General features: G+C 66.5%; 7 protein-coding genes. 1 reads left to right on the top strand and 6 read right to left on the bottom strand.

All coding sequences use genetic code 11. From position 1 onward, the window contains the following. Window positions 1-320: 320 nt before the first annotated feature. Window positions 321-1,742, top strand: a complete 1,422-nt coding sequence (locus tag NTX40_08610) for a hypothetical protein (protein MCX5649139.1) — start codon at window positions 321-323, stop codon at window positions 1,740-1,742. Window positions 1,743-1,876: 134 nt separating this feature from the next. Here NTX40_08610 and NTX40_08605 read toward each other — a convergent pair whose 3' ends face one another. From NTX40_08605 to NTX40_08580, 6 genes are all read right to left on the bottom strand, one after another. Further along, a complete protein-coding gene (locus NTX40_08605) occupies window positions 1,877-3,790 on the bottom strand; it encodes a leucine-rich repeat domain-containing protein (GenBank protein ID MCX5649138.1) in 1,914 nt (637 codons plus the stop codon). 132 nt (window positions 3,791-3,922) lie between these two features. Then, window positions 3,923-5,797, bottom strand: a complete 1,875-nt coding sequence (locus NTX40_08600; GenBank protein MCX5649137.1) for a phosphoenolpyruvate carboxykinase (GTP) — start codon at window positions 5,795-5,797, stop codon at window positions 3,923-3,925. A gap of 603 nt (window positions 5,798-6,400) precedes the next feature. Continuing rightward, entirely contained in the window at window positions 6,401-7,927 is a 1,527-nt protein-coding gene (locus tag NTX40_08595) for a S41 family peptidase (protein MCX5649136.1), read from the bottom strand. Window positions 7,928-7,986: 59 nt separating this feature from the next. Then, window positions 7,987-8,337, bottom strand: coding sequence for a hypothetical protein (locus NTX40_08590; GenBank protein ID MCX5649135.1), 351 nt, complete (start codon window positions 8,335-8,337; stop codon window positions 7,987-7,989). A gap of 128 nt (window positions 8,338-8,465) precedes the next feature. Further along, the gene (locus NTX40_08585; GenBank protein MCX5649134.1) at window positions 8,466-9,491 is read right to left on the bottom strand and encodes an ROK family protein; all 1,026 of its coding nucleotides are present in this window, start codon (window positions 9,489-9,491) and stop codon (window positions 8,466-8,468) included. Next, complete coding sequence (locus NTX40_08580) at window positions 9,488-12,025, bottom strand: HEAT repeat domain-containing protein (GenBank protein MCX5649133.1); 2,538 nt, start codon at window positions 12,023-12,025, stop codon at window positions 9,488-9,490. The genes NTX40_08585 and NTX40_08580 overlap by 4 nt, the downstream gene beginning before the upstream one ends. Window positions 12,026-12,322: the final 297 nt, after the last annotated feature.

The following is a 12,322-nucleotide window of genomic DNA, read 5'->3' as shown; positions in this document are numbered from 1 at the left end:
GGGTCGCCGCTGCTTCTGGAGATCGTCGGTCCGGTGCTGCGGTTCCTCGAAGCGCGTCTGGCGCAGCCGCCGGCGTCCTGCTGCCCGCCGTGAGGGCTCGGAGACGTTTCGCTTGACACCTCTTCGCCCGCCATCTACGTTGCACGCGGAATTCCCCTCGAGGCGCAGGGAATGCATTACTTCGCCTATGGCGCGAACTTGAATCTCACCCCGCCAGGATTGTTGACTTGGCGGTTACCGCAGCGACAATGGGAGGCTTAAGGGGACGACGCAGCGCCTGGTGCGCGTCGCTCTCCGGGTCTGGTTCAGGAGGGATGCCGATGCCCGCGGAAGGAACGCCCGCAAGGTCTCGTTGTCCGCTGAGGGTCAACCGCCGCCTTTTTCTCGGCACGCTGGGTGCTGCCGCCGCCGCGACGCAACTGGACCTGTTGGCCTTTGCGTCGTCGTTGTTTGGCGAGGAGCCGAAGCCTGCCGGCAATCCGGTGGTGAGGGTGGTGTTCGCGCGGCCCGCGCAGGGCCCGGTCGTGAGTTGGCCGGGCGGCAACTGCGACGTCAACGCCCAGCAGGCCCTCTTCACGAAGACGCTGACGGACGCGGCCGCGACGTTGGGCGTCCGACTCGAGGTCCAGGCCGCGTCCATCGACAAGCCGGAGGAGGTGAGCGCCTGCCTCGACGGGCTCAAGGCATCGCCGCCCGACGGCCTCATCGTCTGCGCCATGGAACTCTTCCGCTGGGAACCCGTCAACCAGATCGTCCAGAACCGCGGCGACGTCCCCACCATCGTCTACAGCAACCTGAGCGGCTTCACCAGCCACCTGCAGTGCGGCCGCAACCTGCCGAAGACCTTCCTGGGGGCCAGCCAGGACGTCGGGTGGCTGGCGACGGCCCTGCGGATGCTTGCCACGATCTGGCGCATGAAGCACACGCGCCTGCTGCTCGTGGCCGGCCGCGGGGGTGACAAGACGGTCGAGACCCTCGGCACGACGTTCCACGGCATTCCGAAGTCGCGATTCCAGGAGGAGTTCAAGAAGGTCGAGGAGACCGACGAAGTCCGCGCCATGGCCGACTTCTACGCCAAGAACGCCAAGGAGATCGTCGAACCGACGAAGGCCGACATCCTCGGGGCCGCCAAGAACTACGTCGTCATCCGACGCCTCCTGGAGGCCGAGAACTGCCAGGGCGTCTCCATCGACTGCCTGGGCTGGAAGAACCCCGTGTGCCTGGCGTACTCGCGGCTGCTCGACGAGGGCATCGCGGCCGGCTGCGAGGCCGACCAGGGCGCCGCCCTCGGCATGCTGCTGACGACCCTGCTCTGCAATCGGCCCGGGTTCATCCAGGACCCGTCGCCCAATACCGTCAACAACACGCTTATCGGCGCCCACTGCACGTCGCCGACGCGGCTGGAAGGGCTCGACAACCCGTACCGCGCGCCGTACCTGCTGCGCAGTTACCACACGCGCACAGGCTGTTCGCCGCAGGTCCTGTGGCCGGAGGGCAAGGACGCGACCATCATGACGTTCGCCGGCACGGCGTCGATGGCCGTCGGCACCGGCCGCGTGCGCTCCAACATTCCGCAACCACCCTCCGGGTGCTGCCGCACGGCGGTCGAGATCGAACTCGACGGCGTTGCCGATACGCGCGACGTGAAGGGCTTCCACCAGTTGTTCATCCTGGGCAACCAGGGACGCCTGTTCAAGGCGTACGGTCAACTGGCGGGGATCCGGGTGGACCCGATTGCCTGAGAGATCCTGCTTGCGCGCCCGGGCCGGGGAATCATCCGCCGCCACCCGTGGGAGCGCCGGGTTCGGCAGCGCGGCGATCTGCGAGGCGGCCAAGGACGCCCCCCAAGCAGCTATCGTTCCGGCCTGTACTGGCATCAAGGTCCGAGAATTTCCGTATTCGGAAACGCCTGCCTCAGGTCCTCCAGGCCCGCGTCCGTGATCGGGGTGTCGTTGAGCCAAAGCACCCGCAATCCCTTGAGTTCCTTCAGGTCCGCGAGGCCGGCGTCCGTGATCTTAGTGCGCCTGAGGTAGAGTTCCTGCAGGCCCTTGAGTTCCTTCAGATCCTTCAGGCCGGCGTCCGTGATCTGGGCCCCGTCGAGGTTGAGCACCTGCAGATCCTTGAGCCCCTTGATTTCCTTCAGGCCGGCGTCCGTGATCTGGGTGTCGCCGAGATCGAGCCACCGCAGGTCCTTGAGTTCCTTCAGGTCCTTCAGGCCGGCGTCCGTAATCCGGGTGCCGGTGAGAAAAAGCATCCGCAACTCCTCGAGTTCCTTCAGGTCCTCCAGCCCGGCGTCCGTGATCTGGGTGTCGCGTAGGTCGAGGTGCTGCAGGCCCTTGAGTTCCTTGAGGTGCGCCAGCCCGGCGTCCGTGATCCGGGTGTTGTCGAGGTCGAGTTCCTGCAGGCCCTTGAGTTCCTTGAGATGCCCCAGGCCTGCGTCCGTGATCTGGGTGTCGTAGAGCACGAGCGTCTTCAGGCCCTTGAGTTCCTTCAGGGCCTTTAAACCGACATCCGCGATCTGGGTGTGGCCGAGGCCAAGTTCCTGCAGGCCCTTGAGTTCCTTCAAGTCCTTCAGGCCGGCGTCCGTGATCTTGGTGAAGCCGAGGTCGAGTTCCCGCAGGCCCGTAAGTTCCTTCAGGTCCTTCAGGCCCGCGTCCGTAATCTTGGTGCCGCTGAGGTCGAGTTTCTGCAGGCCCTTGAGTTCCTTCAGGTCCTTCAAGACCGCATCCGTGATCCGGGCGAGGCTGAGGTCGAGTTCCTGCAGGTCCTTAAGTTCCTTCAGGTTCTTCAGGCCGATGTCTGTGATCGGATAGTTGTAGCTGAGGTCGAGTTTCTGCAGGCCCTTAAGTTCCTTCAGGTCCTTCAGGCCGGCGTCCGTGATCCGGGTGTGGCTGAGGTTGAGCACCTGCAAGTCCTTAAGTTCCTTCAGGTCCTTCAGACCCGCGTCCGTAATCCGGGTGAAGCCGAGGTCAAGTTCCCGCAGACCCGTAAGTTCCTTCAGGTCCTTCAGGCCGGCGTCCGTGATCGGGGTGAAGCCGAGGTCGAGAACCCATAAGCCCCTAAGTTCCTTCAGGTTCTTCAGTCCGGCGTCCGTGATCGGGGTGAACATGAGATCGAGTTTCCGCAGACCCTTAAGTTCTTTCAGGTCCTTTAGCCCGGCGTCCGTAATCGGGGTGCCGCCGAGGTCGAGTTCCTGCAGATCCTTAAGTTCCTTCAGGCCGGCGTCCGTGATCTTGGTATAGCCGAGACCGAGTTTCCGAAGGGCCTTGAGTTCCTTCAGGTCCTTCAGCCCGGCGTCCGTAATCGGGGTGCCGCCGAGGTGGAGTTCCTGCAGGCCCTTGAGTTCCTTCAGATCCTTCAGTCCGGCGTCCGTAATCGGGGTGCCGCCGAGGTAGAGTTCCTGCAGGCCCTTGAGTTCCTTCAGATCCTTCAGTCCGGCGTCCGTGATCTCGGTGCTGCTGAGGTTAAGTTCCCGAAGGCCCTTAATTTCCTTCAGGTCCTTCAGGCCGGTGTCCGTGATCGAAGTGTTGGCGAGGTCGAGTTTCTGCAGGCCCTTAAGTTCCTTCAGGATCTTCAGATCGGAGTCCGTGGCTTTGGTGTCGCCAAGGTCAACTTCGACAACCGGCCGGCCGGGGAGTTCCTCGTCCCTGGTCACCAGGCCGCCCAGCGCTTCGATAGCCTGGACGGCCTTCTCCTCCGGATCGGCCTTCTCCTCCGGAATAGGTGGCCCCTGGCACGATGCACACAGGCATACGACCACCGGCAACAGCAGGGCAAAGTGGCGTGTCATGGCAAGGTCCCCCACAGAAACGCAGTTCGGATATTCCGCGTGCGGATGTTACTCTTTTCGGCGGCGCCCCGCAAGACTCGGCGATCTCCCCATGTAAGAAAGGGGCCCTCTGGGCTGCGGTGAAAAGGCTGCTCAGAGGTCGAACGGCGAGACGTAATCGCCCTGGGCGGCGCCAAGATTCTCCAGGCGCCGGCGCTGCTCCGCCAGGACCTCGAAGAGCACCGGCGGCGCGTCCGCCACCTGCGTCCGGTGGAACCGTTCGACGCGGTCCAGTTTTGCCAGGTTCTCCGGAACGCGGATCGTGAACTGCGTAATGTAGGCTTCCCGGGAGTACGGCACGCCCAACACCTCGCGAAAGAGCGACACGAGGTCCTCGTATTTCGGAATCCAGCCCGTCGGCGCGCGGATCGCATCCACGTCGCTGTGGACCCGCAGTTCCATCCACTTCACCCACACGTGCTTGTCGCGCACGCCGTTCGTGAACTTCCCGGCCTTGTCGCGCAGGAAGTAGTTCACGCCGAACACGAACGGCGGCTTCCTGGCCTTCCGGCCGAACTCCAGATTGTTCCGCACGTACTTTCCGAGCGGGATCGCGACGAAGTCCTGGATGCTCATCAGGTTGATCTCCGGGACGCCTTCCTGGCCGACGGTGGCGAAGGTCGTCTCGGTCTCCAGTGCCGCCCCGTACGCGATGATGCCGTGGTCCCAGTCGAACCCCTGCTGAACGGGCACATAGGCGTGCCCGTCGCGCCCGCCGTACAGGACGCCGCTGAGCGGCACGCCCCGGACGGACTCCAGTTCCGGGTCGCAGTTCGCCAGCGCCTCCAGCCGCACCGCATAGCGGGCGTTCTTGTGCGCCGCCGGGATCGGTTTCCCCTCGTCGTCCTTCTTGCCCTCGCGCCAGGCGCCGGAGAAGTTCTCGCCTTCCTTCGGGAGTTCCCCGCCCATGCCGAGCCAGTACGGCCGGCCGTCTTTGACGAGCACGTTCGAGAAGATCACCTCGCCGGGCTTCGTCAGGACGTCGTGGATGAGGGGGTCGTCCTTCTGGTTGACGTTCTGGATGATCCCGAAGATGCCGGCCTCGGCATTGGCGGCCCGTACCTCGCCTGCGAGGACGCGGAAATAGGCAATGTCATCGCCGAGGACCGTTTCGCCCGGCAACATGGCGGTCGAGGTTTTCCCGCAGGCGCTCGGAAAGGCGCCGGCGAAATAGGTTTTCCGGCCGCCGGGGCCCCGCACCCCCATCAGGAACATGTGTTCCGCCAACCATCCCTCACGGTCGGCCTTGCGGATCGTCAGCCGAAGCGCCAGTTTCTTCAGCCCGATCGTGTTCCCGCCGTACTGCGTGTTGACGCTGTAAACCGTGTCCGTGCCGTAGTCGATGTAGATGCGCTTCTTGTCGGCGTCCGCGCTGATCCTCCGCTCGTCCACCCGGCCCGAGGAATGGATCGTCTTGAAAAACTCCCCGCGCCCGCTCAGGCGCTTGAACTCCTCGTAACCCAGCCGGTACAGGAGGTTCATGCTGTGCGAGACGTAGAACGAGTCCGTGCATTCGACGCAGGGGATGCTGAAGACCGAACCGAGAGGCCCAAGCGTGAGGAACCGGACGATCATCGTCCGCCCGCGCATCGCCCCCTTCAAGAGGCCGCGGATTTCCGCCAGCCCCGCTTCCCGCTCAACCTGGTTCAACGCCCTCGGAAACGATTCGCCCTCCGGCACAAGATACCGGGTGACCTCGCGGTCGCGGCCCTGATCCAGAATGCCGTCAAAGTGGACGGTGTGGCCGCCGATCGCCAGAGGGGTTTCCTCGCCGGCCTCGCCGGCCCGGCGGCGCGTCAGGTCAACCATTTCCTCCGAGTCGTCGCAGATGAGGACCGAGTCCGGTTCGCAGAGCGCGACGGCATCGGCGACGAAGGCCCGAAGGGCGTCGTTCCGCAGCGCCTCGAGCCGCCCCAGATTCTCCGCGTCCAGTTTGCCCTTGAGCACGCTCGCGTATCCCTTGTCCATCGGCGCCCGCCCCTTGGTCCAAAACCCTTCTGCGGCCTCTTGGGGGACCGCCCCGCCGAGGATTTCTGCGGCCCCCGGAAGGACATGCGGCCCGGCAGGCCCGGGCCCTTAATGGGACGAAGTATAAGAGGAGAGGCGACGGGTGTCAATCCCCTCACCGAGGCCGCTTGAAAACTTGTGTGCGACCGGCGCCGCGACAAAAAGCCGGGGAGATCCGGCAGTCACGTCGGATCTCCCCAAGAAGTTTCTCAACGCTGTGACTTCAACGGTGACCGGCTGAAGTCATCCTACTTTTTCTTCTTTCCCTTCTTCGCGGTTTTCCTCTTGGCTTTTTTCTTCTTCGCTACTTTCTTTTTCTTCTTCGCCATCAGCAGTCCTCCTTTCAGAGAGACCCGTTACACTTCAACGACAACGCCTATGACTTGATGCTAGACCGCGCCGAGAACCGTGTCAACAACTTTTTCGGAATTGCTGCGCTTTTTTTTGGCGTCGCGTCCGGCACGACTTCGTCTCCGCTCTCCTGGCGCGTTATCGGCCTGCAGCACGCCCCTTCTTAAGAAAATTCACCTCGACGCGCGCCGGCGAATCAATCGACACCAGTCGTCAGGGCTCCCGCGCCGGCGCCGCCACCGACTCCAGCGCCGCACGCACGACCGGATCGTCCGCCAATTCCTCCGGCACCGACTCCGCCTCCGACGCCTCCACATCCGGCACCACGCCTCGACCGTCGAGGCACTCGTCCTCGGCGTCGTACACGCGCGCGATCGTGACCGACACGGCGCTCGCGCCCCACTCGATCGGCAAATAGATCTGCACCGCCCCCTTGCCGAACGTCGTCGTCCCCACGACCCTCGCACGCTCGTGCCTCGCCAGCGCCGACGCGACGATCTCTGCCGCGCTCGCCGTCCGCCCGTTCACCAGAACCGCCAGCGGACCCTTCCACGCCGGACGCGCCAGCCACGGCACGTCGTACGTCCATGTGGCCCCCAGAACCCGGCCCCGCGTCCGGGCCACCCGGCCCCCCTCCAAAAGGGCTCCAGCCACGTCTATGGCCGAAAACAGCGACCCCCCGGGATTGTCCCGCAAGTCCAGAATAAGGGCCTGGGCCCCCTGGTCCGCCAATTGCCGGACGGCCCGGCGAAACGGCTTCTCCACCCCATCCCGAAAGTCCGCCAGCCGCAGGTACCCCACTCGCCGCTCCGCGTCCACCATCTGGACATCCTGCACGGCCGGCACCGAGAGGACGCGCCGGACGACCGCGACCTCGCGCGGCCCCTCGTCACCGGCCGACAGAACCTTCAGCGTGACGCTCGTCCCCGCCTTGCCGCGGAGCCGCCGCGTCACCTGTCCTACGCTGAGCGGCGCGACGGGATCGCCGTCCACGCTCAGGAGTTCGTCGCCCGGTTTCAGACCGGCGGCCTCCGCCGGGCCGCCTTCAAAAACACTCGTGATGAGTACGCGCCCGTCACGCTTCTCGATTGCCGCGCCTATCCCCGTGTACCGCCCCTCGATCTGTTCTTCGTACACCCGCAACATCTCGGGCGTCAGAAACCGCGTGTACGGGTCCAGGCTGTCCATCGCGCCGAAGAGAAACTCGGCGACGACCGCACCGTCCGGCACGCCGAGCAGCGCGCGATTTTTCTCCATGGCCACCGCGAGCCAATCGGCCGCCTGACACGCGAACCACGGATTCCCGGCGCGCGACTTCAGGATCAGAATTTCGAGCGCCTCCGCGAAGCGCCGTCGGCGCTCCTCGTCGCGCGCCTCGCAAAATCGCTCGCGAAACTCCGCGCTCTCCATCGCCGCGCGAAGGCTCTCCATCCCCGCGACCACCAGGTCACGGTACGTCACCCGCTCGACGTACAGCCAGACGACCGCCTGCACGACATCCATATACACTGCGAGGCCGACCCATCCGTTCATTTGTCGGGCCGAGTCAGCCAGCGACTTGTCCGACCATCGCCGCGCCGCCGCCGCCACCAGATCCGCGCGCGGACGGCCCCCGCCGATTTCTCCCGCCGGCCCCGAGGGGGACACGCGAACCACGTGGTCCCGCGAGGAGGGCCAATAGGCGCCCTGAGGGAAGATCGTGCAGCCCGCCACCGCAAGCGAAACGGAAAGGATCAGCAAGAGGAAAGCCGCCCGGCGCCGAAAAGGCCCACAGCCGAGGCGGCCAGAGGACTCGCGCATCACGTGCCACCATCCCCAAACAGGTCGTCGAACCGCTTGCGGGCCTCTTCGGCCGAGAGGCGTTTCTCCGCGGGCTTCTCCGCGGGCTTCTCCGCGGGCTTCTCCGCGGGCTTGCCGGAGGGCTTCTCGGCGGAGGGCGGGCCGAAGGCGAACTCGTCGCAGAAGTTCTGGCCGCGGCGGTCGTGGACCGCGTCGGTCGTGGGGATGCGGCAATCGTTCAGTGCCGCGTCGTAGTTCACGCAGTTGGTGCACGTGTGCAGGTAGGCCGCGCACTCCGGACACTCGTCCCGCACGCCGATGCGGTCCTTGCCTTCCCACTCGGCGCCGCATTTCGGGCAACGGATTCTCATGCCCCGACCTCGCGCCGCCGGACGTGCGCTCTGCCGGCGGAAATCTTCTCGCCACGCATTCTAAATCGCGGCGAGTTTTCAGGCAAGGCGCAAAGCGGACCGCTCGAAAGGGAAAGACGACCGACGGTTCAGGCGGGACGCCCCGTGCGGTCGAACGCTTCAGCCGCGAGCGCCGCGCCGAGGATCCCTGCGTCGCCGCCCAGCGTGCTCCAGCAGATTTCGCACCCGCTCGACGCCCGCTCGAAAGCCGTCTCGCGCACCCGGCGGCGAATCCCGCTCAAAAACTCGTCTCCCGCCCCCATCATGCCGCCCGTCAACACCACCATCTCCGGATTGAGGACGTGCAGGATGCTCGTGATGCCCGAAGCGAGATAGTCGGCCGTCTCCTCCACGATGCGCTTCGCGAGGGCGTCGCCCCCCTCCGCCGCCTCGAAGACATCGCGGCAGGTGAAGTCGGGCTGCTCGGCCAGGGCGGACGGGTCGCCGGCCTCGATGCGTTCGCCCATGCGGGCGACGACGGCCGTCGCCGACGCGTACGCTTCGAGGCATCCCCGGTTCCCGCAGCCGCACCGCCGACCCCCGTGCCGGATGACCATGTGCCCCAGTTCGGCCCCCGTGTCGGTCGAACCGCGAAACAGGCGCCCGTCCAGAATGATGCCGCCGCCTATCCCTGTGCCGAGCGTCAGGAGAGCCAGATTCCGGACGTCGCGTCCGGCCCCGCATCGAAACTCGCCGTAGGCGGCCACGTTCGCGTCGTTCTCCAGGATCACCGGCCGGCCAAGGTTCTGGTGAAGTCGATCGCTCACGGGAACGTCTCGCCAACCGGGCAGATTCGGCGCGAAGACCACCACGCCGGCCCTCGAATCCAACGGCCCCGGCGCCCCGACCCCGACGGCCGAGACGTCCGCGAGGTCGATAGGCGCCGCCTCGCACAGCGCGCGGACGGCGCCCGCGATGCGCGCCAGGACGTGGTCGGGCCCGCGGTCGGCTTCGGTGGCAGCGGAATGGCGAAGCAGCAGTTCGCCCTCGGCGGAGACCAGACCCAACTTCAGATTCGTCCCGCCGAGGTCGACGCCTGCGTAGCATCCGGCCTTCGCAGCCGAAGCGGCTGCTTCGGCGGAGTAGGCTCCTGCGGAGATGTATCGTTTGCTCATGGCGTTTTACCTGAAGGGGTTCGCGTTTCGGGAGGTCGGGCGCCCGCCTCAGAAAAATCTCTCTTGGCCGAAGACGCCGCAAGAGTCTTGCGCCACTTGGCGATCGCCTTCAAGCGGTTCTCCAGGGGTGCGGCCGGATCGTAGCCATGGTCCGTCCGCCCCGTGACTGCTTCCAGGGCCGCCAGGATTCTCCTCTCGACGGCGGCACGGCCTTCGCGAGCGGCGCTTTCGAGCGCCTCCAGGAGCCCGCCCGCCGCCGGCCGGCCGATCTTCTTCAGCGCTGCCATGGCCGTCTGCACCTGCTCATCGGATCCACTGAGGTTGGCGATGGCCCGCGCGACGGCTGCCTTGACGGCCTCGCCCTGCAATTGGTCGAATGCCTGCGCCTGTTCGGCCGCCGGCCAGTCAGAGCGTGCGGCCTTGAAGGCGTCGATGAGTTCAAGCGCCTGCTCCGGCTTGTCGGTGCGCACAAGGACCTCGGCGCGCGCGAGGACAGCCTTGACGAGCGGCCCGCGGTCCGCCGGCTCGAGCGCCTCGGTCGTCCGCGCCAGGACCTGGCCCGCCTCGCCGTAGGGCCCCTTCTCCAGGAGGATCAGTCCTAACTGCTGTTGGAGTTCCTGCCGCCTTTCGCGGTTTTCCGAAGGCGTATCGGCCAAGAGTTGCCGAAGCACCGGCGCCGCCTTTTCCAACATTCCGGCGGCGACGTAGGCGTCAACCAGTCTCTCCAGCAGTGCCCGCAACTTCTGGCTGCCCGCGGCGGCCGCCGGGTACTTCCCCTGGGCGATCTCGTAAAGGGCCGCGGCCCGCTGCATCGTTTCGGTCCCCTCGAGGGCAAAAAAGCGGTCGCCCAACTCCTGGGCGAAATCCGGAAGGTCGCCCTGCTGGGCCAGCACCTGGATCGCCGTCCACAGCGCGCTGCGGACGGCCGGCTCGGCCTCCGCGCCCGGTTTCAGGCGGTCCACCATTTTGCGGGCGGCATCGGGACCGCCCAGTTTCGCCAGCGCCGCCGCCACCGCTTGCCGCACACCCTTGTTATCGTCCCGAAGATGCGCGCCGAGCGCCTCGACCGTCCCGGGGCCCACCTTGCCCAGGTTCCCGAGCCCCTGGGCCGCGCTGAACCGGACCCCGGCCGCCTGGTCTCCGAGCGCCTCGACGAGGACCTGCTCGGCCGAGGGATGGGCGATCTTCGCCAGCGCCCGGCAGGCCGCCTCGCGCACCCCCGCGTCCGGCGACGATCGCGCCAGCCGGCCAAGCGGCTCCAGCGCCGCATCCACCGCCGCCGCTCCCAACGTGCTGCGGTCGCCCAGCGCCCCGAGCGCGCCGGCCGACTTCACCACCTCCGCCGGCGACGACGACTCCAGCATCATGGTTAACCTCGGGATGGCCTCACCCGTCTTCAAGGCGCCCAAGGCGGCCGCCAGGGCGGCCCGGACCTCCGGCGACTTCTCCGTCTCCAGGCGCGCCAGCAGCACCGGGCCCGCCGCCGTTTCCTGCCACGCCGCCAGCGCGTCCACACAGGCGGCCCGCACGGCCGGCACCTCGTCTGCCGCATGTTTCAGCAGCAATTGGATGAGCGGCTGGTACGCCTGCCGACCGCCGTTGTTCGCGCCCGCCACCTCGCGCGCCAGGGCCGTCGCCTGCCGCCCCGCCACCAGGCGGACCTGCGGCAGGCCGTCCTCCAGGTGCGATTGGATCAGGCTGCCTTTTTGCTTCGCGTCGGCGACTTCATAGATCTCGTTCAGGAGCCGCGAGAGCCGATCTTCCGTCCCCGTAAGCGCCGCGTCGCGCCGCCTCAGTTCCGCCCGGAACCGACGCAAGAGACCCCGGAGGAAACTTGCTTCCGGTTCGTCCTTATGGCGTTTCCACCAGGCGGCCCATTGTTCGGACGACGTGCCGAGTTCCGCCAGGCCCGTCATGTCCACCAGCGCCCGCGCCGCCGACGTCGCCACGTCTCCCGGCGCTGCCGACGTCGCCTCCACCAGCGCCGCCACGGACCGCGGGTCCACGATCTGCGAGAGCGCCTCGACGGCCGACAGGCGGACGGGCACAGGCGCCTTGGCGTCCGTCGCCAAGTCCTTCAGGCCCGCCAGCACTTTCTCGTTGCCCTGGTAGGTGCCGAAGGCCAGCGCGGCGGCGCGGCGAACGGCCTCATCCTCGCTCCGAAGGAGTTGAAACACCGGATCGATGAACGCCTCGGACGCCGAATCGCGCGCCGCAATCTCTTCCAGCACCGCGCGGGCCGCCTCCGACGGCGCCGCCAGCACCTCCACCAGGATCGCGCGCGCGTCGTTGGAATCTTTTTCGAGAAGGCCGGCGGCGGCGTCGCGGCGGGTGGCGAACGTCCGGTTCGGACCGGCCAGAAAATCCCGCAGACGCTCCAGTTCCTTCTGATGAAGGTCGTCCGCACCGGCCGGCGCCTCGCCGGCGCAAACCATCGAACACGCACCCACGGTTACAAAGAGCAAACCGATCGCCGCAAGAAAGGCCGGTGGGGCGCCCCATCGAATCTTCATCCGCCACACGCCCCGCGCCATCGCACCGTCCTTGACATGCCCCGCCGCCGTCTAAACCGTAACCTACCTTTGAAAAAAACGACTGTCAACCGCAAATGCGTCTCCGGACCCTTCTCGGGTGTGCCAAGATTTTCTGGCATCCGGCAAGGGCTTAGAACTGTGTGGCACGGCGGGCCTCGTCCCGCCGTGCGCAGGTGGGCCGGGATGCACGGCCGGACAAGGCCGGCCGTGCCACACCCAATTACGGTTTCGCCTGCGCAACACCCAAGGGAGACGCCGGAAAATCTTGTCACACCCACCTTTTTCCCGGGGCCGGAC

The organism is Planctomycetota bacterium (genome assembly GCA_026387035.1).
Lineage (GTDB): Bacteria > Planctomycetota > Phycisphaerae > FEN-1346 > FEN-1346 > JAPLMM01.
The sequence above is the reverse complement of the archived record's forward strand: the minus strand, read 5'-3'. Positions and strand labels throughout refer to the sequence as shown.